Raw genomic sequence first — 24,459 nt, 5'->3', positions numbered from 1 at the left:
GCCATCTCGACCTGCGGCCGCCGCGTCTTAGGGGTCAGACCCCTGCGGGGTCTGACCCCGCCTTACCGGGTTGGACGGCGTTGATGCCGACCTGCGCGCTACCCTCTGCCAGCATCAACGTCAGCGTCGTATCAGCGTGCAGTTGATTAGGGGTGCGCACGATAGTGCCTTGCTCATCAGTGACTATAGCGTAGCCGCGCTCCAGCGTACGCTGCGGATTCAATAATTCCAGCTGCGAGGCGAGGGCGCCCAGTGCTTCACGGCGCTGGCTTAACTGCGTGTTGATGCTGATCGCGGAGCGATGCTGCAAACTCGCCAGCACCGAGCGCGCGCCAGCCACTTCCGGCTTGCGCGCACCCAGCCTTCCACTCAACCGATCCAACTGATGACGCGCTTGCGTCAGCGGCGCGCGGTTGGCGTGCGTCATGTTGGTGGCCAAGGCTTGCAGCTTGTGGCGCTGCTGCCCGATCTGCGCACTTGGATTCAACAAGCGGCGCGAGTAGCCATCCAGCGTTTGCTCCGCATCGTTAAACGCGCGGCGCATGGCGCGGCGCAAATCCACCACGTCCGCGCGCAGCGATCCGATCCAGTCGGCGCGCGGCGTGGCCGCCAATTCCGCCGCCGCCGTCGGCGTGGCGGCGCGCAAGTCGGCGGCAAAATCGCAAATCGTGAAGTCCGTTTCGTGACCCACGCCGGAAATCACCGGCATGCGGCAATTCGCCACCGCGTACGCCACTTCCTCATCATTGAACGACCACAAATCCTCAATGCTGCCGCCACCACGGCACACGATCAGCACATCGCAATCATTGCGCAGCGAAGCCGTATCAATCGCTGCCGCAATCTTCTCCGCCGCCAGCTGGCCCTGTACCGGCGTAGGGTAGAGAATCACCTGCACATGCGGCGCGCGCCGCTTCAAGGCCGTCAGCACATCGCGCAAGGCCGCTGCCTGCGGACTGGTGACAATGCCAATCGCGCGCGGGAAAATCGGCAAGGCGCGCTTGCGATCCGGGTGAAACAAGCCGGCCGCATCGAGCTTCTCCTTGAGCCGCTGGAAAGCCTCAAACAGCGAGCCCACGCCGGCGCGCCGGATCGCCTCCACATTGATCTGATAATCGCCGCGCGGCCCGTACAGCGTGACCAGCGCCCGCACCTCGACCTTGTCGCCCTCGCGCGGCACGAAGTTGGCGTACTGGGCGCGGCCACGGAACATCACGGCCCGCACCTGCGCGGCATCGTCCTTCAGCGTGAAGTACCAATGTCCCGACGCCGCCCGCGTGAAGTTGGAGATCTCGCCCGAAATCCACGTCAGCGGAAAGGTGCGTTCCAGCAGCCGCGCCACGGACTGGTTCAGCGCGCTCACGGTGATGACCGGGGCAGCGGCAGAGGCGGATTCTTGGCGTTCGTCGAAGTTCATAGCATTTCAAAAATTGAAACTATCCACACTATGTGCGTTTGGTCACACAGCGGTCATAGAGTAAGTAGAGCGGTAAGTATTATAGGTAGGTCTATGATTTTAAAGGGTAAACATTTCTGCCGTATTTGCGTGCACGGAGGAAAAACCCTTACAGATCAAGCACTTTGCCTTTCCCATGGGCGGTTACGCACAAAGTTATCCACAAAAGATGTGTGAAACTTTTGTGAGCGATAGCCTATTCCTTCTTGCCGTTTTTGCCATGCCCAAAATTTGCGCACGGAAATTATATTGTGCTGAATCAATGACTTAAGTGCTCCTGTGCACTGTTTCTCACACTTTTATCCACAGAATTTGTGCAAAACTCTGCAAAGAGTGTCGCGGAGCCCCGCGCGGTGAATATCACGGACGGCCTGCCTGCACGTCAGCTGATGCCCCAGCGACCGCCCGAAATCGCCTGCTTTATTTTTGCGCAAGGCAATAAAGATATTACGGATCAATGACTTGCCTAGCCAACTTGCGCCTTGCTAACAATCTTATCCACATAAAATGTGCAGAAGTGCACAGTGCCGGGCGATAGCTGAAAGCGATTGATCGCTTTCAGCCCGAGCCCGGTGGATAAGCCCACTTCGCCTCTGAAAAAGGGCTAAAAACACCCTCGTGCTAAATTTTTACTCAGGGCAAAAAAACCCTTATAAATCAACGATATTTCATGTTTTGGAAGTGCTTGCTAACAATCTTATCCACATTAATTGTGTGGAAATGCACAGCGTAGTTTGGCTACTTGAAGTCTGCACTTTTTTTGCGCACGGGAAAAATTATAAGCGAAATCAACAGCTTAGGATAACTTCGCCTCCTTGCTCACAATCTTGTCCACAGAAATTGGGCATAACTGAGATAAGTTCCTATCTGGCTGCGCGAATTTTAAGCTGCGCAAGTATTCCCTTACAGATCAATAGTTTAGCCATGAAGGGCTAGTCTTGCTCACATTATTGTCCACAGAAAATGTTGAGAACTCCGCTAGACACTTGCCGACATCGGCCCAACACGATACATTGCGCCATTCGGTTGTTTATATCTTAGGAGTTCGTTTTGCTCGCCATATTCCAAGCTGCAGGTTGGCCTATCTGGTTGTTGTTGATTGCTTCCATCGTCGCAATGGCCCTGATTGTTGAGCGCCTGATGTACCTGCGCCGCAGCAAGATCATCCCTAAGAAGCTGTTGGACGAGGTAGTGCAGGTCTACCGCAGCAACCACATCACCCCGGACATTATCGACAAGCTGGAAAAAAGCTCGCCGCTCGGCATCGTGCTGTCGGCTGCGCTGCGCAATGTCGACGCACCGCGCGAGGTGATGAAGGAATCCATCGAAGAAGCGGGCAGCGGCGTGGCGCACACGCTGGAGCGCTTCCTGACGACGCTCGGCACCATCGCCACCCTGGCCCCGCTGATGGGCTTGTTCGGCACGGTGGTCGGCATGATCGAGATTTTCGGTTCGCAGAATGCGGCTGGTTCCAATCCGGCGGCGCTGGCGCACGGCATCTCGGTGGCCTTGTACAACACCGGCTTCGGCCTGGCGATTGCGATGCCGACCCTGGTGTTCTACCGCCACTTCCGCGCGCTGGTCGATAGCTTCATCATCGACATGGAGCAACAGGCGGTGAAGTTTGTCGACATCGTTCACAGCAAGCGCAAGTAAGGCCGTACCATGAATTTCCGCAAAGGCCAGCGCCGCGAGGATCCCGAGATCAACCTGATCCCGTTTATCGACGTGCTGCTGGTGATCCTGATTTTCCTGATGGTCAGCACGACTTACAGCAAATTCACCGAGCTGCAAATCACGCTGCCGACGGCCGATGCGCAGAAGGCCACCGAGAAGCCGTTTGAACTGAATGTGACGGTGGACGCCAAGGGCAACTACACCATCAACGGCGAGCCGGTGTCGTTCCGCGATGTGGGCGGTTTTGCGCAGTCGATGCGCGAGGCGGCCGGCAAGGCCGGCGATGCGGGCAAGTCGCCGGTGGTGATCGTCAATGCCGACCAGTTCGCCATGCACCAGATGGTGATCAATGTAATGGAAGCCGCGCGCATTGCCGGCTATGAAAAACTTACTTTCGCGGCGCAAACCGGTGGCACAAAATAAATCGTCGGCGCTGGAAGCGACGCTGACACGTAATTGGCTGCGGCGCGGGCCGCTGGCCTGTGCCTTGTGGCCGGTTTCCCTGGTGTTTCGCTTGGTGAGCGGCGTGCGCGCGGCCTTGTTCCGCGCGGGCGTGCTGAAGTCGTCGCGGCTGCCGGTGCCGGTGGTGGTGGTGGGGAATATCTACATCGGCGGGACAGGCAAGACGCCGCTGACGATTTGGCTGGTGCAGGCTTTGCAGGAGGCGGGCATGCGGCCGGGCGTGATTTCGCGTGGTTTTGGCAGTGCGGAAGAGGGCGCGCGCGAAGTGACTGCGGCGTCGACGCCGGCGCAGGTGGGCGACGAGCCTTTGCTGATCAAGCAGCGCACCGGTGCGCCGGTGATGGTGGGACGCGATCGGGCAGCGACCGGGCGCGCCTTGCTGGCTGCGTATCCCGAGGTGGATATTTTGCTGACGGACGACGGCTTGCAGCACTACAAGCTGCAGCGCGATGTGGAAATCATCCTGTTCGATGGGCGCGGGGCGGGCAATGGCTGGCTGCTGCCGGCCGGGCCGCTGCGCGAACCGGTGAGCCGCCGCCGCGATTTCACCGTGATTAATGCGCCGGAGCTGACTGGGGATTTGGTGCGTGCGGTCCAACCCGGTAAGGCGGGGTCTGACCCCGTACGGGGTCAGACCCCTATGACGCGACGGCCGGTGGTCCAGATGACGCTCGTGGGGGAACACGCCGAGCAACTCCGGGACCGTACCCGAAAACAGTCCTTGTCAGAACTCGCGGCTCACCCCGAATTGCGTATCGCCGCCGTCGCTGGCATCGGCAATCCTGCACGCTTCTTCGGCATGCTGAAGGGGGCCGGGTTGAGCATTACGGAGCTGCCTCTGCCCGATCATCACGACTTCCAGGACCGCCCTTTTGCCACTCTTGATGCCGACCTTATCTTGATGACCGAGAAGGATGCAGTAAAATGTGCGCAAATTGAAGAACTCAGTGACGATCCACGCCTGTGGGTCGTCCCGGTAACAGCGCGCATCGACCGCGCGCTGGCCGACCAAATTGTGGAGAAATGTCGTGGACGCTCGATTGCTTGATATCCTTGTATGCCCGGTCTGCAAAGGCCCTCTGGAGTACGATAAAAAGGCGCAGGAGATGATTTGCAAAGGCGACCGCCTGGCCTATCCTATCCGCGACGGCATCCCCATCATGTGGGCCGACGAAGCGCGCACCCTGCAGGATAAGGCGGACTAAGCAGTGTCCTTCATCGTTATCATCCCGGCCCGCCTGGCCTCGACCCGGCTGCCGAACAAGCCGCTGGCCGACCTCGGCGGCAAGCCGATGGTGGTGCGCGTCGCCGAGCGCGCCCAGCTGTCGGGTGCCTCGCGCATCATCGTCGCCACCGACCACGCCGACATCAAGGTCGCCTGCGAACAGCACGGCGTGGAAGTCTGCATGACCCGCGCCGACCATCCGTCCGGCACCGACCGCATCGCCGAGGTGGCGCGCGCGCTCAAGCTGCCGGCCGACGCCGTCATCGTCAACCTGCAAGGCGACGAGCCGCTGATCGATCCGGCGCTGCTGCAAGCGGCTGCCGCCCGCATCAACGCTGACGTCGCCATGTCGACCTGCGCCCACCCGCTGCACGACGCCGCCGACGCGTTCAATCCGAACGTGGTGAAAGTGGTGTTGGACAAGCACGGCCGCGCCCTGTATTTCTCGCGCGCGACCATACCGTGGAACCGCGACGCCTTTGCGCAGTCCAAGGATAGCCTGCCTGCCGGCTATGTACCGCTCCGTCACATCGGGCTGTACGCCTACCGCAACGACTTCCTGCAAGCCTACCCGGCGCTGGAGGTCTCGCCGCTGGAATCGATCGAGGCGCTGGAGCAGCTGCGGGTGCTGTGGCACGGCTACCCGATCGCCGTGCACGTCACCGACGCGGCCCCGGCCGCCGGTGTGGACACGCCGGAAGACCTGGAACGGGTTCGCCAGCACTATTAAATCAGTTTAAAAATCGCGTCAGCTCGTCGTCAGTTCGGAGTCAGTTACCCCTGTTATAACGTTCATGACTGTGCGATATTCACACGGAATATCAACCAGAAATTGGCGTAACGACTAAGTTTTGTGGTAAGTTTCGTACGATCTGACACTAACTAACCCATACCCCATATCTGTTTTTAGGAAACTTCATGCGTCTCATTCTGTTAGGAGCACCAGGTGCCGGCAAGGGCACCCAGGCTAATTTCATCAAAGAAAAATACAACATCCCGCAAATTTCCACTGGTGATATGCTGCGCGCCGCCATCAAGGCTGGCACGGAACTGGGTATGGCCGCCAAAAAAGTCATGGACGCGGGTGGCCTGGTATCGGACGACATCATTATTGGCCTGGTCAAGGATCGCCTGGCCCAGCCGGACTGCGCCAACGGCTACCTGTTCGACGGCTTCCCACGCACCATCGCCCAAGCCGACGCCATGAAAGACGGCGGCGTGGCCGTGGACTACGTGCTGGAAATCGCCGTGCCGGACGAATCGATTATCGAGCGCATGGATGGCCGCCGCTGCCACCCGGCCTCGGGCCGCGTCTACCACGTCAAGTTCAACCCGCCTAAAGTAGACGGCAAGGACGACGTCACCGGTGAAGACCTGGTACAGCGCGACGACGACAAGGCAGAAGTCGTGAAGAAGCGCCTGGACGTCTACCACAACCAAACCGAAGTGCTGCTGGGCTACTACAACACCTGGGCGCAGTCGGGCCAGCCGGGCGCACCGAAGTACCGCCGCATCGAGGGCGTCGGCCCCGTCGAGCAAATTCGCGACAGCGCGTTTGCCGCGCTATCGAAATAAGCTGTAAAGTAGAGCGGACCGATGGTCCGCTCTTTTTTTAGCCAGCGCCATCCCAAATTTTTTGAAGTTTTGCAGTTCGCACCTTTGCAGTGTGGTTGTACAAGCTTGATCAACAAAAATAAGGGGACACTATGGCAGCCAGCTTATGGTTCGCAGTTGCGTGCGGCATTATTGCCGTGGTTTATGGACTTTGGTCGCGGAGCTGGATTCTGCGACAGGACGCGGGCAATCCGCGCATGCAGGAAATCGCGCTAGCGATTCAACAGGGCGCCGCAGCCTACCTAGCGCGCCAATACCGCACCATCGCGATCGTCGGCGTGGTGCTCTTGATCCTCATCGGTGTTCTGCTCGACATTCAAACCGCGATCGGCTTCCTGATCGGCGCCGTGTTGTCGGGCGCCTGCGGCTTCATTGGCATGAATGTCTCGGTGCGCGCCAATGTGCGCACCGCGCAGGCGGCATCCAAGGGCATGAACGAAGCGCTCGACGTCGCGTTCAAGGGCGGCGCCATCACCGGCATGCTGGTGGTCGGGCTGGGCTTGTTGGGCGTGGTGCTGTTTTATATGTTCCTGACCGGCGTGGCCTCGTCGGCTTACCCGAATCCGTCGCTGACGCTGCATGACATCATCAAGCCGCTGATCGGGCTGGCGTTTGGCGCCTCGCTGATTTCGATCTTTGCGCGGCTCGGCGGCGGCATCTTCACCAAGGGCGCGGACGTGGGCGCGGACTTGGTCGGCAAGGTCGAGGCGGGCATCCCGGAAGATGATCCGCGCAATCCGGCCGTGATTGCCGATAACGTCGGCGACAACGTCGGCGATTGCGCCGGCATGGCCGCCGACCTGTTTGAAACCTATGTGGTGACGCTGATCGCCACCATGCTGCTGGGCGCGCTGCTGCTGAGTGACGCCGGCACCACCGCGGTGGTGTATCCGCTGCTGCTTGGTGCGGTGTCCATCATCGCTTCCATCATCGGCTGCTCGATGGTCAAGGCCAAGCCGGGCAAGAAGATCATGTCGGCGCTGTACACCGGCTTGTGGTGGGCGGCTGGCCTGTCGCTGATTGGCTTCGTGATCGTGACGTGGCAGCTGTGGCCGGACGACGCCATGCGCTACAAGATGATCGGCTGCACCGTGGTCGGCATTGTGCTGACCGGGCTGATGGTCTACATCACCGAGTACTACACGGGTACTGACTTCCCGCCGGTTAAGCACATTGCGCAAGCGTCGACCACCGGCCACGGCACCAACATCATTGCCGGCTTGGGCGTGTCGATGAAATCCACCGCTTGGCCAGTGCTGGCGGTGTGCGCGGCGATCCTGGTGTCCTATCAGCTGGGCCAGCTGTACGGCGTGGCGATTGCCGCGACGTCCATGCTGTCGATGGCCGGCATCGTGGTGGCGCTGGACGCCTACGGCCCGATTACCGACAACGCCGGCGGCATCGCCGAAATGTCGGGCATGCCGGAATCGGTGCGCGCGATTACCGACCCGCTGGATGCGGTCGGCAACACCACCAAGGCGGTCACCAAGGGCTACGCCATCGGCTCGGCCGGCCTGGCGGCACTGGTGCTGTTTGCCGACTACACCCACGCGCTGGAATCGGCGGGGCGCTCGATTACCTTTGACCTGTCCAACCCCATGGTGATTGTCGGCCTGATCATCGGCGGCTTGATCCCTTACCTGTTCGGCGCCATGGCGATGGAAGCGGTCGGCCGCGCGGCTGGCGCGGTGGTGGTGGAAGTGCGCCGCCAGTTCCGCGACATCAAGGGCATCATGGATGGCACCGGCAAGCCGGAGTACGACAAGGCGGTTGATATGCTGACTGCTTCGGCCATCAAGGAAATGATTATCCCGTCGCTGTTGCCGGTAGTCGTGCCGGTTCTGGTCGGCATGCTGTTGGGCTCGGCCGCGCTGGGCGGCATGCTGATGGGTACCATCATCACCGGCCTGTTCGTGGCAATTTCCATGACCACTGGCGGCGGCGCCTGGGACAACGCCAAGAAATACATTGAAGACGGCCACCACGGCGGCAAGGGTTCGGATGCGCACAAGGCAGCCGTTACCGGCGACACTGTGGGCGACCCGTACAAGGACACGGCCGGCCCGGCAGTCAATCCGCTGATCAAGATCATCAACATCGTCGCGCTGCTGCTGGTGCCGCTGCTGCCGGCGGCAGGATGGCTGGCGGTATCGGCGCCGCAAGCGCCGCCGCATGCCAGGGTGCTGCCGGCCGAGGTGCCGCCGCCACCGCCGATGCCCGTGCAGCAGTAAGGTTACGAATTGTTTCCCGGCTTCCCTCCCGCGCTTGCAGGGCTATTATGTAAGCAGGGAGGAAACGCCATGAACATCGCCAAATCCACCGCATTCACGGTAGTGTTCGTGTTCGGCATGCTGGTGTGCGAATACGCTTGGGCCGATGAGCCTGTGGACGAGTACGCCAAGCTGCCGGTGTGCACCTTGAATGCGGACGGCACGGCGTTAGCAGTAGAGCCGTGCCGCACCGCGCCGGCCCAGGTGCCGATGCCGCGCCGCCCGGTGCCGCAAATCATACAGCGCATGCCGCAGACCAAACCGCTACCGAAACTGGCGATGCCGACTTCGCCGCCATTGCCGGCGCTTGACGGCATCGTCAAGCCGCCAGTCCCCACCACCACTTGTGACGCTGCCGGCTGCTTCGGCGCCAACGGCGTGCGCTATAACAGCCTCGGGCCCGGCTCGGTGGTCACCCCGCAAGGCAAGGTGTGCTCGCGCTCAGGCGTCATGATTCAATGCTAGGTAGCGGTTTGAAGCAGGACTGACAGCGCTGTACTCGTACGCAAGTGAGAATGTGTGCATTTTTGCCGCCCGGCAAGATGATAAGCTTCAGTAGTTGCACGTTGCCAACTATCGGTAAGCCTATCTACTTTTCGGAGATTAAATGACTAGCACGCATTTCACGCAGGATTTGATTAACAGCTTCCGCGACGACCCCAGCCTCGACGAGCAAACCAAGGCGGTGGTGATGCGGAACTTGGCCCGCCTCAAGGAGACCAAGGTCAACATCCTGGTGACTGGTGCTACCGGCTGTGGCAAGTCCTCGACCATCAATGCGCTGTTCAATTCGGACAAGGCCAAGGTGGGGCAGGGCGTCGATCCAGAAACCATGGACATCACCAAGTACGAGCTGGACAACATCGTCCTGTTCGACTCGCCGGGCCTGGGCGACGGCAAGGAAGCCGACCAGCGCCACGCCAAGAACATCATCAGCAAGCTGTACGAAAAGGATGCCAGCGGCGAGCCGCTGATCGACTTGGTGCTGGTGCTGCTGGACGGCAGCTCGCGCGACCTCGGCACCTCGTTTGAACTGATCAATAGCGTCATCATCCCCAACCTCGGCGAAGACCAGAACCGCCTGCTGATTGCCATCAACCAGGCCGACGTGGCCATGAAGGGGCGCTACTGGGATGCTGAGCGCATGCAGCCGCAGCCGGAGTTGATCAAGTTCCTCGATGACAAAGTGGAGTCGACTCGCCGCCGCATCAAGGAAGCCACCGGCGTGGACGTCGAACCGATTTACTACTCGGCCGGTTACAAGGACGGCGACCAGCAACAGCAACCGTACAACCTGTCCAAGCTGCTGGCCTTCATTCTGCGTCACACCAAGAAGGAAAAGCGCGCCGTGTTCGCGCAGGACATCAACAACGACCAGAAGGTCTGGAAGCACGACGACGGCTTGCACGACTACCGCGCGGAGATCAGGAAATCCTTCCTCGAGTCGGTGGCCGACGGGGCCATGGCGGGCGCCGCGATTGGCGCCCAGCTCTTTGGCCCTGTTGGCGCCAAGATCGGCGGTGTGATCGGCGCTGCATGGGGCGGTTTGAAGTCGTTCTTCAGCTAAGGGGAGAGCTAATGGTCAGCATGTTTTCCGAGATACTGCGGTCGATGGAGGGGGCCTCTGCACACACGCGGGCTTTGTTAGACATGCTTGACGCCGCGCCCGCGCCGTACGACCCGCGCGGCCCTCGCAGCGAGCAGCTGCGCTCGGTGATCGTCGAGCGCGGCTTATTCCGGCCGCTGGACGTGCTGCTGGTCGGCGCTACCGGCGCGGGCAAGAGCTCCACCTTGAACGCCATCTTCGGTGACACCGTGGCCAAGGTTGGGGAGGGCGTCGATCCTGAAACCAAGAGCATCGCTGCCTACCGCGTGCACGACTATCTACGCATCCACGATTCAGCCGGCCTCGGTGACGGTGCTGAGGCAGATGTGCAGCACGCCAAGGCCATCACGCAAAAGCTGCTGAACTGCTGCGCGCCGCCGCAGGAAGGATATCGCTTCATCGACCTCGCACTGGTGGTTCTCGACGGTAGCTCGCGCGATCTCGGCACTGCGTTCCACCTGCTGGAGTCGGTGGTGCTGAAAGCCATCGCGCCGGAGCGGGTGGTGGTCGCCATCAACCAGTCCGATCAAGCCATGAAGGGGCGCCACTGGAACCACGGGCAGAATCGCCCGGATACCGAGCTGGCCAAATTTTTGGCCGACAAAGTCGACTCGGTGCAGCGGCGCATCCAGGAATCGACCGGGCTGCACATCACGCCGCCGGTTTGCTATAGTGCCAGTCGGAACTGGAACATCGACCGTTTGATGGGCCACATTATTCAACACGTCCCTCATGCAAAGCGCTCTGTCGAGCAATGAAACACCGATTATTTCTCTTTGACCTAGACGACACGCTGCTCGACTTCAAAGCTTCCGAGCAGCTTTCTTTCACCCGCACCTTGCAGCAGCTTGGTCACCACACGGTGACGGACGCGCTGTTCGCGCAGTATCAGGCGATTAACACCGCGCTGTGGCGCAGTTTTGAAACCGGCGATGTGAGCAAGGACTTCCTCAAGGTCGAGCGCTTCCGCAAGACTTTTGCCGCCAACGGGCTGGAATTGGATCCGCAAGCGGCCAGCGTGCTGTACCTCGAGTCGCTGGCCGACACCGTGGTGCTGATCGACGGCGCGCTGGCGCTGTGCGAGCAGTTGGCGGGGCAGGGCGAGGTCGGCATCATCACCAACGGCGTCGATGCGATCCAGCACCGGCGCGTGGCTGCCTCGGGCTTGGGGCCGTGCATTTCCTTCATCGCCACCTCGGAAGCCTGCGGCTACGCCAAGCCGGACAGCCGCTTCTTCGAATACACCGCCGGCATGGCGCGCGCCGTCAGCAAGGCTGAAACCATCATCATCGGCGACCGCCTCGATGCCGATATCCTCGGCGCCAACCGCTACGGCATCGACAGCTGCTGGTTCAACCCGGCCAGCCTCAGCAACACCTCGGAAGCCATTCCCACGTTTGAAGTCGCCCACTTGAATGCCATTCCGCCTGCCTTGTTATAATGCTGACGTTTACGTAAACGTCAATTAAAAAACAGGAGACTGGCATGCAAATCAAGGGCAAGGTATTCATCATCACCGGCGGCGCCTCGGGCCTGGGCGCGGGCACGGCGCGCATGATTGTGGCGCAGGGCGGGAAGGTGGTGCTGGCGGATGTGCAGGTGGAAGCAGGGCAGACGCTGGCCGCAGAGTTGGGCGGCGTGTTCGTCAAGTGCGACGTCACCTCGGAAGCCGACGGCAAGGCCGTGGTCGACGCAGCGCTGGCGCTGGGCACGCTGCGCGGGGTGATCAACTGCGCTGGCGTGGCCCCGGCCGCCAAGACCGTCGGCAAGGACGGCCCGCACCCGCTGGAGCTGTTCCAGCGCGTGGTCAACATCAACCTGATCGGTACTTTCAATATGTCGCGCCTGGCGGCCGACGCCATGAGCAAGAACGCGCCGCTGGAAACCGGCGAGCGCGGCGTCATCATCAACACCGCCTCGGTGGCCGCCTTCGACGGCCAGATCGGCCAGGCCGCCTACGCCGCCTCCAAGGCCGCTGTTGCCGGCCTGACCCTGCCGATGGCGCGCGACCTGTCGCGCAACGCCATCCGCGTGATGACCATCGCCCCCGGCATTTTCGAAACGCCAATGCTGATGGGCATGCCGCAAGAGGTGCAGGACGCGCTGGGCGCCATGGTGCCGTTCCCGCCGCGCCTCGGCAAGCCAGCCGAGTACGCTCAACTGGCGCAAGCCATCATCGAAAACGCCATGCTGAACGGCGAAACCATCCGACTGGACGGCGCGATCCGCATGCAGCCGAAATAAGCTCTGCTACCCTTGGAAGTGATTGCTGCTTCGCACAATTGAAAAATTGATTGTCATTAAGCATACAATTAATGATAATAGTGAGATTGTGTCCAGATAAACTATTGTTTGGCAATCTACTTTTCAGGGGCAAGCAACATGAATGCGCTATTTTTGCGACGTGCGCTAATCTCGATCTTTGGTATTGGCCTGCTCGGGGTTGCGGTTTATTTTTTTGCTGTGCAACAATGGCTGCCCCATGCCAATGGCGACGTGCTTGCCTTCCTGAACCGTACCTGGGGCCGCGGAACGCCACACCCGATTGATTTTTACGTCGCCAAGATCGATTACCTGGCGCGCTTCTTCATCCTGATCTGGGCCGGCTTGGTGCCTACCTTGGCGTTGTTCAACTACCGCCTCGGCAATCCGGGTAATCGCTCGCCCCTGCCTGAACTGGGCCTGACCCTGCTGTATGCCTTCCTGTTCTACCTGTTCCTGATTATTTTCGGCAGCGAGGAAAGCTGGTATCCGATCGAGAAGATGCTGAACTACACCGGCAAGCCGCCGTTCCAGCACCGCGTATTGCTGCTGTTCCCGGCGCAGGCGCTGCTGTACGTGGCGCCGTCGTTGTCCTACCTGCACGCCTACATCTTCTCGCAAATGGTGGCGGTGTTCGTGGCGCTGTGGGCGGTGAAACGCTTCTCGGCCCTGTTCATCCGTGAAGACCTGGCTTTCGTCGGCCAGTTCCTCGCCCTGCTGATGTGGGCGCCGACCATCAAGTATTACACTTTCTACGACATTGCCATCATTGCCGTGTACGCGCTGGCCCTGCGCTTCCTGCTGACCCATCGCCTGCTGCCTTACCTGCTGGTGTTCACCATCGGCACGCTCAACCACGAGCTGACCCTGTTCCTGGTCGGCATTAGCGCCTTGGTCTTGTTCGGTCAAATCAAGCTGCCGAAGCTGGCCGGCTTCCTCGCCCTGCAGCTGGCTTGCTACGGCGCGGTGCGCGTGCTGATGTTTACCTTGCTGCCGGCCAAGAGCGCGTGGGAAGGCGGCAAGCCGGCCCTGAATATCAACCTGTTCCTGCACCAGCCGACCCAGATCGTGTCGTCGCTTGGCCCGTTGCTGCTGTGGTACGCAATTGCTGCCTTCGGCCTGCGCAGCGCGCCGGTCGCCCTGCGCTGGTGCGTGGCCTTGCTGCCGTGCCTGGCCGTGATGACCTTCTTCGTCGGGCAGCTGAACGAAAGCCGCCAGTTCGACGCCTTCATCCCGGTCGGTGTGGCCCTGATGGTGTGCGCAATCCGCGCCAAGAGCACGGCCACCGCACCGCAAAGCCAGCTTAACCCGACTGGCTACACCTTGGCAGGAGCATAACCATGAGCGCCACCTTTGCCTCGGACAAAACTGTCCTCAAACAAGACAAGCCGCTGGTGGTCGATCTTGACGGCACGCTGATCCATTCCGACCTGCTGTGGGAAGCCATTCTCGTATTCATCAAGGTCCGCTTCATGTACCTGTGGCGCTTGCCGTTTTGGTTGTTGCGGGGCAAGGCCGGCTTCAAGGAGCGCATTGCCGGCCTGGTCGAGATCAACCCGGAAACGCTGCCCTACGACAAGGCGCTGCTGGGCGACCTGGCGCGCCAACGCGAGCAGGGCCGCTACATCGTGCTGGCCACCGGCTCGGAGCGCCGCTTTGCCGACGCCATTGCCAAGCACGTCGGTCTGTTCGACCAGGTGCTGGCGACCGAGCAGGGCGTCAACCTGACCTCGCGCAACAAGGCCAGGAAACTGACCGAGCTGTACGGCGAGCAGGGCTTCGACTACATCGGCAACGCCAAGGTCGACGTGGCCGTGTGGGAAGCCAGCCGCTCGGCCTTCTCGGTGACCGGCAAGCCATTCCGCCTGGCCGGCGGCCGCGCCACCACCCAGGCCGGCACGCCGCGCGTGGGCTGGCTCAAGCCGTTGATCAAGGCCATGCGTCCACGCCAATGGCTGAAAAACATGCTGGTGTTCGTGCCGATGCTGGCCGGCCACGCGCTGACGCTGGACGTATTCCTGCAAGCGCTGGTGGCGTTTGCCGCGTTCTCGATGTGTGCCTCCAGCGCCTACCTGCTGAACGACGCGCTCGACGCGCCGGACGACCGCCGCCACCCGACCAAGCACCGCCGCCCGATCGCCAACGGCTCGCTGCCGCTGCCGGTGGCGTTGATCGGCTCAGTGCTGCTGGCGGTGGCCGGCCTGCTGGTGTGCGCGTGGACCGAACCGCTACTGTTGCTGGCCGTGTCGGTCTACTTTGCCAGCACCCTGGCGTATTCGATTTACCTCAAGCGCCTGCTGATGATCGACATCGTCGCGCTGGCGCTGCTGTACACCATGCGCATCCTCGGCGGCGCGGCCGCCACCAGCATCGAGCCGTCGTTCTGGCTGCTGGCGTTCTCGTTCTTTATCTTCCTGAGCCTCGCTTTACTCAAGCGTTATAGCGAGCTGTATAATCTGGAGAGCCAAGGCAAGCAAAAGACCAGCGGACGCAGCTACACTATCCGCGACAAGCTGCCGGTCGGCATCATGGGCATCAACAGCGGCTTCATCGCCATGCTGGTGTTCATGCTGTACTTTAATTCGAATAACATCTTGAAGCTGTACGCGCATCCGCAGTTTTTGATGGGGATTTTGCCCCTGCTGGTGTTCTGGCTGGGCCGTTTGTGGACCTTGTCCTTCCGGGGCGAGGTCAACGAAGACCCAGTGCTGTATGTCAGCAAGGACCGCGTCAGCTTGGTGGTGATTGCGGCCTGCGGCGTGCTGATGGTGGCGGCCAGCTTCTGAAAGCAAGGTTTATCTGATTCATGAATCCTACCTATGTTGGATATCTGTGGTGCGCGCTGGCCGCACTGGCTAGCGCCACGTCGACGTTTCTGATCAAGATGTCCAGCCAGGGCGAGGCCGGCTTGAACTTCGTGCGGCTGGCTTACCTTGGCGCCGCCTGCGGCTCCTACGGTCTCGGCTTCATCTTCTACACCTTCGCCCTGCAACGCCTGCAAATCAGCCTGGCCTACCCGGTGATGACGGCCGTGACCATGGCCTTGGTGACTGCGGCCGGCACGCTGATGCTGCAAGAAGCGCTGACGCCGACCAAGATCGCCGGCCTGCTGCTGGTGACCGCCGGCGCCTTCGTGCTGTCGCGTTAAACCATGCTGCGCTTGAAAACACTGGCGCTCAGCGCCGCAGTGCTGGCCGCGCTGCATGCCCCTTCCTACGCCCAGCGCGCCACGCCCGACCACGCACCGGAAATCGCCACCGGCTATGCCGAGAAGGCTGGCAAGTCAGCTCACAAATTCATGGTGGCCGCCGCCAACCCGCTGGCCACCCAGGCCGGCTACCAAATGCTCAAGCAGGGCGGCAGCGCGGTCGATGCCGCCATCGCCATGCAAATGGTGCTGACGCTGGTGGAGCCGCAATCGTCCGGCATCGGCGGCGGCTCCTTCCTGATGTATGCCGACGCCAAGCGCGTGCAATCCTACGACGGCCGCGAAACTGCGCCCGCCGCAGCGGACGAACACCTGTTCCAGGATAAAGACGGCAAGCCGGTATCGCGCGAAGTGGGCGTGGTCGGCGGCCGTTCAACCGGTGCGCCGGGCGTGCTGCGCATGCTGGAGCTGGCACATAAACAGCACGGCAGGCTGCCGTGGAAAACCCTGTTCCAGCCGGCGATCAAGCTGGCCGCCGACGGCTTTGCCGTCAGCCCGCGCCTGAACGCGCTGCTGTCGTGGGACAAATTCCTGTCGCGCGACCCGGTGGCGCGCGCCTACTTCTTCGATGAACAAGGCAAACCGCGCCCGGTCGGCTATCTGCTGAAGAATCCCGAACTGGCGCGCACCCTGCGCGAAATCGCCGACGGCGGCGCCGACGCTTTCTACAAGGGCCGCATCGCCAGCGATATCGCCGCCAAGGTAGCCTCGCATCCGACCAACCCCGGCTTGCTGACCGCCGCCGACATCGCCGGCTACCAGGCCAAGGAGCGCGATCCGGTATGTAGCGATTACAAAAAGTGGACTGTGTGCGGCGCGCCGCCGCCATCGTCGGGCGGCATCGCCATCGCGCAGATGCTGGGCATTTTGGAGTACAAGGACATCAGCCCGTACAAGCCGGTCAACGGCGAGCTGACGGCGGAAGGCATCCACCTGTTCACCGAAGCGGGCCGCCTGGCTTATGCAGACCGCAACCGCTATGTGGCCGACACCGACTTCGTACCATTGCCCGGCAAGGGCGTGAGCGCCATGCTGGATAAGGGCTACCTGAAACAGCGCGCGGCATTGATCGGCCAGCAGTCGATGGGAAAGGCGAAATACGGCACGCCGGACACCATGCAAGTCGCATGGGGCGCCGACACCGCCATCGACAAGCCATCCACCTCGCACCTGGTGGCAGTGGATGCTTACGGCGGCAGCCTGTCCATGACCACTTCGGTGGAAGATGCCTTCGGTGCGCGCCAGATGGTGGACGGCTTCATGCTGAACAACCAGCTGACCGATTTCTCCTTCGATTCGCAGGACGCCGACGGCCCGATCGCCAACCGCGTCCAAGCCGGCAAGCGCCCGCGCAGCGCCATGTCGCCGACGCTGGTGTTTGAAAAGGGCACGCACAAGCTGGTGCTGGCCACCGGTTCGCCGGGCGGCTCCACCATCATCAACTACGTGGCGAAAGTGCTGGTCGGGACGCTGGACTGGGGACTGGACGTGCAGCAGGCCATCAGCCTGCCCAACATCGGCAGCCGCAATGGTCCGACCGAGCTCGAAGCAGGGCGCGTCAGCCGAGCCGTGGTTGAGCAGCTCAAGGCGCGCGGCCACGATATCCGCGAATATGACCAGAATTCGGGCCTGCAGGGCATCCAGCGCCGCGTCGTCAACGGCAAGCTGGAATGGTTCGGCGGCGCCGATCCGCGCCGGGAAGGTGTCGTTTTAGGGGATTAACTCCTCCCCAAAAGCCGTAGACCCTGATAATCTTGCACGATGGGACTACAAAAGAAAACAGGCTTGATCCTGACCGGGGGCGGTGCGCGGGCCGCCTACCAGGTCGGCGTGCTGCAGGCGATTTCGGAAATTCTCTGGGAAGAGGGCTGGCCGCCGGCCCGTAATCCTTTTGATATCATTTGCGGCACCTCCGCTGGTGCGATCAACGCCACGGCCTTGGCCTGCCGCGCCGACAACTTCGGCGAGGGCGTGCAAAAGCTGCTCGACGTCTGGCAGCACATCACCGTGGAAGAAGTCTACCGCGCCGATTCGCTGGGCGTGATCCGCTCCGGCGCGCGCTGGCTGTCCCTGTTGTCCTTCGGCTGGCTGCTGCGCAAGTGGCGCGCCGCGCCGCCGGCCTCCCTGCTCGACAACACGCCGCTGGTCGGCCTGCTGCACCGCATGCTGGATTTGCCGCGCCTCGACGCGGTGTTGTCCGAAGGCTTGCTGCATGCGCTGGCCGTTACCGCTTCGTCCTACACCGGCGGCAATCACCTGACCTTTTACCAAACCGCCGCCGACATCGCGCCGTGGATCCGCATGCAGCGCGTGGCGCTGCAAGACCAGATCGGCGTCGAGCACTTGCTGGCATCGTCGGCGATCCCGTTTATTTTTCCGGCCACGCCGCTGTACATGGGCGGCCACCGCGAATACTGCGGCGATGGTTCGATGCGCCAGCTGGCGCCGATCTCGCCGGCGATTCACCTCGGCGCCAGCAAGGTGCTGGTGGTCGGCGCCGGACGCCTGACCGAGCCGCCGCGCAGCGCCGCCGAAAAGAACGCAGCGCGTTATCCGAGCCTGGCGCAAATCGCCGGCCACGCTATGTCGTCGATCTTCCTCGATAGCCTGGCGGTCGATATCGAGCGGCTGGAGCGCGTCAACAAAACCTTGTCCATGCTGCCGCCCGAGTACCTGGAAAAGACGCCGCTTAAACCGGTCGAACTGCTGGTGATCGCGCCGTCCGAACGTCTGGACGATATCGCCAGCCGCCACATTGCCAGCCTGCCGGCGCCGATCCGCACCATGTTGTCCGGTATCGGCGCAACTGAGGCGCGCGGCGCGGCACTGGCCTCCTACCTGCTATTTGAATCCACCTACACTTGCGAGTTGATTCGCCTCGGCCAGCGCGACACCCATGCGCGCAAGAGCGACGTGCTGGCCTTCTTTGAATCCTGATTATTTAATGCTGCGCTTGAAAAGTCTCTGCTGCCGAATGCTGCTGCCGCTCCTGCTGTTGTGGAGCCTGGGCGCATCGGCCGCCGCGCCGCCGCGCACCTTGCGCTTCGAGCAGCTGAGCGTTGAACATGGACTGGCGCAGGAAACCGTGCTGGCCATCGCGCAGGACAAGCAGGGCTTCATCTGGCTCGGCACCCAGGCAGGCCTGACGCGCTTTGACGGCTACCGCACCATCACCTACAAGAGCGCCATCTCCGATCCGCACAGCCTTGCCGACAACTGGGTGCGCGTGCTGCATCTCGATCGCTCCGGCCAGCTGTGGGTAGGCACCGACGGCGGTCTGGATCGCTACGATTCAGCCACCAAGACCTTCACGCACTTTCTGCCGCGCGAATCGGCGCAGCGCGGCAACGGCAACCGCCACGTGCGCGCGATTGTTGATGATGGCTTGGGCGGCCTGTGGGTTGCCACCGCCGACGGTCTGCATCACTTCGACCCGGCCAGCAAGCGCTTCACCAGCTGGCATCACGATCCTTCCGATGCGGGCAGCCTAGCCAACGATCATGTGAATGCCTTGGCGCGCGATGCGGCAGGGCGCCTGTGGGTCGGCACCGCGTCCGGCCTGGACATGCTGCCGCCGGGCGGCACGCGCTTCCAGCACTACGCCATCGACACCAGCGGCGACAGTAAATTCAACTCCGTCATCGCGCTGCAAGTCGATAGCGCGCAGACATTGTGGGTCGGCACCCAAGCGGGCCTTGAGCAATGGCGCTTGCTGGGCGCCGAGCCGCAGCGCCGCCGCCTCGGTGCGCGCGAGGGACTCAAGCCCGGCGTCAGCATCACCACCTTGTACGAAGATGGGGAAGCCAATCTGTGGGTAGGCTCGCTGGCCGACGGCTTGTTCCGCTGGCTGCCGGGCGAAGAGCGGCTGGTGCAGTATCGCCATCAAGTCAGCGACACGCACAGCGTGGCCGATAATCAAATCTCCGCCATGTACCGCGACCGCGTAGGCACTTTCTGGGTCGGCACCTGGAACGATGGCGTCAGCCGCGTCGATATGGGCAGCGGTGGTTTCGCGCGCATCGTGCGGCAGGCCGACCAGCCTAACTCCCTGTCGGACAATAAGATACGCGGCATCCTGCCCGATGGACGCGGCAAGCTGTGGCTGGGCAGCAGCGGCGGTTTGAATCTGTACGATCCTGTCACCGGCGAGAGCAAAGTGTGGCGCCACAATCCGCAGAACGCCAACAGCATCAGCGACGACCAGGTGACCACGCTGTGGCGCGAGAAGAACGGCAATATCTGGCTGGGCGGCCCGGCTGGCATCAATCATTTGAACCTGGCGACCGGCGTGATACGCGCCGTGTCCTTCGTGCGCGGTGATCCGGCCAGCGACACCATCCGCAACATCGTTGGCGACCGCAGCGGCGTGCTGTGGATTGCTTCGCGCGGCGGCTTGCACCGGCTCGATCCGAACACGCTGGAGTCACGCACCTTCCGCCACGATCCTGCCGATCCGGCCAGCCTGTCGGACAACGTGGTGCGGCCGATACTGGAAGACCGCAATGGCCAGCTGTGGATCGGCACCTTCAACGGCCTCGATCTGCTGGACCGCAAGACCGACAAATTCCGCCACTACCGGCGCGACCCGAACGATCCGCATAGCCTCAGTCACGACGAGGTGCACTACCTGTACGAAGATGCGCGCGGCGCGATCTGGGTCGGCACGGCGGCAGGCTTGAACAAGATGGAGGTATCGGCGGACGGCAGCGTGAAGTTCCGCCGCTACCTGCGCAAGGACGGCATCGCCGACGACGCCATCGCCTCCATCCTGCCGGACGACGCCGGCAATCTTTGGATGAGCACCAACAGCGGCTTGTCACGCTTGAATATTGAGACGGGACTGGTGCGCAATTACAGCGGCGCAGACGGCACCATCGAGGGCGCGTACTTTGATGGCGCAGCCCTGCGCACGCCGGACGGCACGCTGTACTTCGGCGGCTTTAACGGCATCACCGCGTTCTCGCCGGCCGAGGTGCGCGAGAACAGCGTGGCGCCGACGGTGGCGATTACCGACTTCCAGATCTTTAACAAGTCGCTCAAGCCGGGGCAGGGCGAGCATGGCGAGGTGCTGAAAACCGCCATCGAACACACCGGCGCGTTGACCTTGCTGGAAGCGGACTCCGTGTTTTCGCTGGAGTTCGCGGCCTTGCACTACGCCGCGCCGCAGCGCAACCGCTTTGCCTACCAGCTGCAGGGCTTCGATGAAGACTGGGTAGTCACCGATTCCACCAAGCGCTTCGCCACCTACACCAATCTTGATCCCGGCAAGTACGTGTTCCGCGTGAAGGCCGCCAACAAGGACGGCATCTGGAACGACAATGCGGCCACGCTGGAAATCACCATCCGCCCGCCGTTCTGGAAAACCTGGTGGTTCCGTTCCCTGCTGGCGCTGATCGCTGCCGGTGCGGCTTACGCCGCCTATCACGCGCGCGTGCGCGCCTTGCGCCACCAGCAGTGGCGCCTGGAGCACCTGGTCGGCTCGCGCACGGCGGAAGTCGAGCATAAGAACCAGCAGCTGCAACAGCAGAAGCATGAACTGGAACGGCGCCGCCTGGAAGCGGAAGCGCAGCGCGCCGAGGCCGAGCAGCGCCGCATCGACACCGAGCGCCAGAAGGAAGAAGTGGAGCAGGCCCACCGCAACATCTCGGTGCTCAGCGAATTGGGCCGCGAGATGAGCGCGTCGCTGGACATGGAAACCACCATGCAGACGCTGTACCGCCACGTCAATCACCTGATGAACGCGCAGATCTTCGGCATCGGCTTCGTGCGCGAGGACGATGGCGTGATCGACTTCCCGTTTGCGATTGAAGGCGGCGTGCGCACCTTGCCGTACCAGCGCCGGCTGGATCAGCCTAACCAACTGGCGGTGTGGTGCCTTACACATCGCAAGCCGATTTTCATCAATGACTTCCGCAAGGAGTACCGCGACTACATGGACGAATCCGGGCTGGAGTCGCTGGTGCCGTGCGTGCGCGAAGACGGCCAGCCTGTGGCGAAGGCGCACTCGATGATGTACGCGCCGCTGGTCATCAACGACCGCGTGGTCGGCCTGCTGTGCGTGCAAAGCACGGAGCGCAACGCCTATCAGCGCGTGCACATGGACATGCTGCAAACGCTGGCCTCTCACGCCGCCGCCGGACTGGAAAACGCGCGCGCTTACCAGCAGCTGGAAGACACGCTGCAAACGCTGCGCCAGACGCAGGATCAGCTGATGGCGCAGGAACGCCAGGTGCGCTTGCACACCGAGGAGCTGGCGCTGGCCAACCGCGCCTTGCAGGATAACGAGGAGCGCCTGCGCTACGCCAAGCAAAAGGCGGAAGACGCCACGCGCCAGAAATCCGAATTCCTTGCCAATATGAGCCACGAGATGCGCACCCCGCTGGCCGGCGTGATCGGCATGCTGGGTTTCGCGCTGCGCGATCCGCACATGGCGGCCGGCACGCGCGAGCAGATTTTGCGCGGGCAGGCCAATGCGCAGTCGCTGCTGTCCATCATTAACGACTTGCTGGACTTCTCCAAGATCGAAGCGGGCAAGCTGACGATTGAGAATATCGACTTCTCGCTGTCGGCGGCGGTGGAGAACGTGGTGAGCCTGTTTGAAGAACAGGCAGCAGCGCACAGCGTTGGTTTTAGCCTGGAGTTTGATGAGCGCTTGCCGCAGTTCGTGGTCGGCGATCCAACCCGCTTGCGGCAGGTGCTGGTCAACCTGGTCGGCAACGCCTTCAAATTTACGCAGCAAGGTTCGGTCAAGATGCGCGTCGAATGCGTGCCGGACGAGGGCGAGCATAACCGCATCCGCTTCAGCGTCGCCGATACCGGCATCGGCATCGAGGCAGACGCCATCCCGCGCCTGTTCCAGCAATTCGAGCAGGCCGACGCTTCCACCACGCGCCGTTACGGCGGCACGGGTCTCGGCCTGGCGATCTGCCGCCAATTGGTGGAACTGATGGGCGGCAGCATCAACGCCGTCAGCACGCCGGGCAAGGGCAGTGTCTTCATGTTTGAGCTGCCGCTGCCGAATGGCGTGGCGCCGCCGGTGGTGCCGCACGTGCCGCGCGAGCCGCACAGCCATCAATTGAAGGTGCTGTGCGCAGAAGACTTCCCGACCAATCAAATCATCATTCGCATGATGCTGGAAGATCTCGGCCATAAGGTGGATATTGCGGCAAATGGCGCGCTGGCCGTGAAAGCCTGCTCGCTCTCGCGTTATGATCTGATCCTGATGGATGGCCGCATGCCGGAAATGGACGGCGCCAGCGCCACGCGCTTGATCCGCTCGGGCGGGCCGGATGGCGCACCGGTGCGTGACCAGGAATTGATGATCATCGCGCTGACCGCCAACGCCAGCGAAGAAGACCGCAGCCGCTACCTCGCTGCCGGCATGGATGACTTCCTGACCAAGCCGATTGATGAAGACAAGCTGCACTTCCAGTTAAGCCGCGCCATTGAGCGCCAGTTGCAGCGCGGCTTCCAGCTGCCGCGCATGCAGCCGCGCCGTCATCCTGCGCTCGGCACCCCGGAACTGGATTCCATGTTCGGCGTGGCGCCGGCGTCGCTGGAGACTTCGCGCCTGGCGCAGCACAGCGGTGGCGCTAGCGATTTGAAAGCCCGCTTGCGCAGCGTGTTCAATCAGGATGCGCCGCTGCGCCTGGCCGACCTTGAATACGCGCTGCTGCAACGCGACCGCGAAGTGGCGGGGCGCCTGCTGCACGGCATGAAGGGCAGCGCCGGCTACCTGGAAGAGCAGGAGCTGCAAGCGTTGTGTGGTGATCTTGAAATGGAAGCGGATCACGGCAACTGGCAGCAAGTGGAGACGGCCATGCCGCAGCTGCGCCGCTTGCTGGAGCAGGTGCGCGCGGCTAGCACGCTGTAAGGTGCAATCAGGTGCAATCTTTCTTGTGTAGGACATTGCATCTAAAGCTGGTTGATGTAAGATCATGACAAAACGACACAAGGAACCACATGAAAGTTCTGGTAGTGGACGATGATGTCGTCTCGCGCATGGTGCTGATGCACCTGATCGATAGCTGCGGCAGTTTTGACATCGTTGAAGCGGAAGACGGCGCCGATGCATGGCGGCAGCTGGAAGAAGGCTTGCGTCCCGCCATCTGCTTTTGCGATTTGCGCATGCCGCGCTTGTCCGGCATGGAGCTGCTACAGCGCGTGAAGTCGCATCCTGAGATCAACAGCATGCCGTTCGTGCTGGTGACCTCGGCCAACGACAAGGACACGGTGGAAGAAGCCACCCAGTCCGGCGCCACCGGCTACATCGTCAAGCCCTTTCAAGCGGAGCAGGTGCGCGTCCACCTGGTCAATTTCCTTGATCAAGCGGCCAACGGCTACGAGCATCAAGCCGAAGCGCCGGCTGAAACGCTGCGCCGCCTTGGCATCAACGGCGAGCGCCTGCTGGTTTACCTGAGCGGTTTTCAGAACCAATTGACCGCCGCCGGCGGCGATCTGCAAGCCATGCTGGCCAAGGGGGAGCAAAGCGAGGCGCAGGTGCGCATCGATCGCCTGCATGCGGGCTGCGTCACGCTCGGCCTGCACGGCGCCGCTGCGGCGTTGAAAAGCATCGCGCCGGGCCAGCTGTCCAACGAGGCGGTGCAGGCGGTGCTGTCGGATGTGGTGCGCGCCGTGGTACACCAGTCGGGTCTCGTGCGGCAGGAAGCAGCATAAACA

At 62.0% G+C, this 24,459-nt stretch carries 20 protein-coding genes; 19 read left to right on the top strand and 1 reads right to left on the bottom strand.

Annotated elements, in window-relative coordinates:
- Nucleotides 1-34: 34 nt before the first annotated feature.
- On the bottom strand, nucleotides 35-1,417 hold the full coding sequence (gene xseA, locus GTP45_RS00600; protein ID WP_161011955.1) for an exodeoxyribonuclease VII large subunit: 1,383 nt from the start codon (nucleotides 1,415-1,417) through the stop codon (nucleotides 35-37).
- Nucleotides 1,418-2,506: 1,089 nt separating this feature from the next.
- Here xseA and GTP45_RS00595 point away from each other — a divergent pair.
- From GTP45_RS00595 to GTP45_RS00505, 19 genes are all read left to right on the top strand, one after another.
- On the top strand, nucleotides 2,507-3,112 hold the full coding sequence (locus tag GTP45_RS00595; protein ID WP_161011954.1) for a MotA/TolQ/ExbB proton channel family protein: 606 nt from the start codon (nucleotides 2,507-2,509) through the stop codon (nucleotides 3,110-3,112).
- A gap of 9 nt (nucleotides 3,113-3,121) precedes the next feature.
- Nucleotides 3,122-3,556 (top strand): ExbD/TolR family protein, encoded by a 435-nt coding sequence (locus GTP45_RS00590; protein WP_161011953.1) that lies wholly within the window; start codon nucleotides 3,122-3,124, stop codon nucleotides 3,554-3,556.
- Nucleotides 3,513-4,643 (top strand): tetraacyldisaccharide 4'-kinase, encoded by a 1,131-nt coding sequence (lpxK, locus tag GTP45_RS00585; protein WP_161011952.1) that lies wholly within the window; start codon nucleotides 3,513-3,515, stop codon nucleotides 4,641-4,643. The genes GTP45_RS00590 and lpxK overlap by 44 nt, the downstream gene beginning before the upstream one ends.
- Nucleotides 4,624-4,800, top strand: coding sequence for a Trm112 family protein (locus GTP45_RS00580; RefSeq protein WP_081632595.1), 177 nt, complete (start codon nucleotides 4,624-4,626; stop codon nucleotides 4,798-4,800). Before lpxK ends, GTP45_RS00580 begins: the two co-directional genes overlap by 20 nt.
- Before the next feature lie 3 nt (nucleotides 4,801-4,803).
- Complete coding sequence (kdsB, locus tag GTP45_RS00575; RefSeq protein ID WP_161011951.1) at nucleotides 4,804-5,550, top strand: 3-deoxy-manno-octulosonate cytidylyltransferase; 747 nt, start codon at nucleotides 4,804-4,806, stop codon at nucleotides 5,548-5,550.
- Nucleotides 5,551-5,738: 188 nt separating this feature from the next.
- The gene (adk, locus tag GTP45_RS00570; protein WP_161011950.1) at nucleotides 5,739-6,395 is read left to right on the top strand and encodes an adenylate kinase; all 657 of its coding nucleotides are present in this window, start codon (nucleotides 5,739-5,741) and stop codon (nucleotides 6,393-6,395) included.
- A 131-nt stretch (nucleotides 6,396-6,526) separates the two neighbouring features.
- A complete protein-coding gene (locus GTP45_RS00565) occupies nucleotides 6,527-8,665 on the top strand; it encodes a sodium-translocating pyrophosphatase (RefSeq protein ID WP_161011949.1) in 2,139 nt (712 codons plus the stop codon).
- Nucleotides 8,666-8,734: 69 nt separating this feature from the next.
- On the top strand, nucleotides 8,735-9,169 hold the full coding sequence (locus GTP45_RS00560; protein WP_161011948.1) for a hypothetical protein: 435 nt from the start codon (nucleotides 8,735-8,737) through the stop codon (nucleotides 9,167-9,169).
- A 142-nt stretch (nucleotides 9,170-9,311) separates the two neighbouring features.
- Nucleotides 9,312-10,271 carry a GTPase family protein gene (locus GTP45_RS00555; RefSeq protein ID WP_161011947.1) on the top strand — a complete coding sequence of 320 codons (960 nt, stop codon included), beginning with the start codon at nucleotides 9,312-9,314 and terminating at the stop codon, nucleotides 10,269-10,271.
- A gap of 83 nt (nucleotides 10,272-10,354) precedes the next feature.
- Nucleotides 10,355-11,068 carry a GTPase family protein gene (locus GTP45_RS00550; RefSeq protein ID WP_161011946.1) on the top strand — a complete coding sequence of 238 codons (714 nt, stop codon included), beginning with the start codon at nucleotides 10,355-10,357 and terminating at the stop codon, nucleotides 11,066-11,068.
- Nucleotides 11,065-11,751 carry a YjjG family noncanonical pyrimidine nucleotidase gene (locus GTP45_RS00545; protein ID WP_161011945.1) on the top strand — a complete coding sequence of 229 codons (687 nt, stop codon included), beginning with the start codon at nucleotides 11,065-11,067 and terminating at the stop codon, nucleotides 11,749-11,751. The genes GTP45_RS00550 and GTP45_RS00545 overlap by 4 nt, the downstream gene beginning before the upstream one ends.
- A gap of 44 nt (nucleotides 11,752-11,795) precedes the next feature.
- A complete protein-coding gene (locus tag GTP45_RS00540) occupies nucleotides 11,796-12,554 on the top strand; it encodes a 3-hydroxyacyl-CoA dehydrogenase (protein ID WP_161011944.1) in 759 nt (252 codons plus the stop codon).
- 219 nt (nucleotides 12,555-12,773) lie between these two features.
- Nucleotides 12,774-13,910: a hypothetical protein gene (locus GTP45_RS00535; RefSeq protein ID WP_161011943.1), complete on the top strand. Its 1,137-nt coding sequence runs from the start codon at nucleotides 12,774-12,776 to the stop codon at nucleotides 13,908-13,910.
- Nucleotides 13,911-13,912: 2 nt separating this feature from the next.
- A complete protein-coding gene (locus GTP45_RS00530; protein ID WP_161011942.1) occupies nucleotides 13,913-15,358 on the top strand; it encodes a UbiA family prenyltransferase in 1,446 nt (481 codons plus the stop codon).
- Nucleotides 15,359-15,378: 20 nt separating this feature from the next.
- Nucleotides 15,379-15,720, top strand: a complete 342-nt coding sequence (locus GTP45_RS00525) for an SMR family transporter (protein ID WP_161011941.1) — start codon at nucleotides 15,379-15,381, stop codon at nucleotides 15,718-15,720.
- Between the two features lie 3 nt (nucleotides 15,721-15,723).
- Entirely contained in the window at nucleotides 15,724-17,502 is a 1,779-nt protein-coding gene (gene ggt, locus GTP45_RS00520; protein ID WP_161011940.1) for a gamma-glutamyltransferase, read from the top strand.
- A 39-nt stretch (nucleotides 17,503-17,541) separates the two neighbouring features.
- Entirely contained in the window at nucleotides 17,542-18,717 is a 1,176-nt protein-coding gene (locus GTP45_RS00515) for a patatin-like phospholipase family protein (RefSeq protein WP_161011939.1), read from the top strand.
- Between the two features lie 37 nt (nucleotides 18,718-18,754).
- Nucleotides 18,755-23,653, top strand: coding sequence for a two-component regulator propeller domain-containing protein (locus tag GTP45_RS00510; RefSeq protein ID WP_229258287.1), 4,899 nt, complete (start codon nucleotides 18,755-18,757; stop codon nucleotides 23,651-23,653).
- Between the two features lie 89 nt (nucleotides 23,654-23,742).
- A complete protein-coding gene (locus GTP45_RS00505; protein ID WP_161011937.1) occupies nucleotides 23,743-24,456 on the top strand; it encodes a response regulator in 714 nt (237 codons plus the stop codon).
- Nucleotides 24,457-24,459 lie beyond the last annotated feature (3 nt).

The sequence above is a fragment of the Duganella rivi genome, assembly GCF_009857435.1.
GTDB classification, from domain to species: domain Bacteria; phylum Pseudomonadota; class Gammaproteobacteria; order Burkholderiales; family Burkholderiaceae_D; genus Rugamonas; species Rugamonas rivi.
The sequence above is the reverse complement of the archived record's forward strand: the minus strand, read 5'-3'. Positions and strand labels throughout refer to the sequence as shown.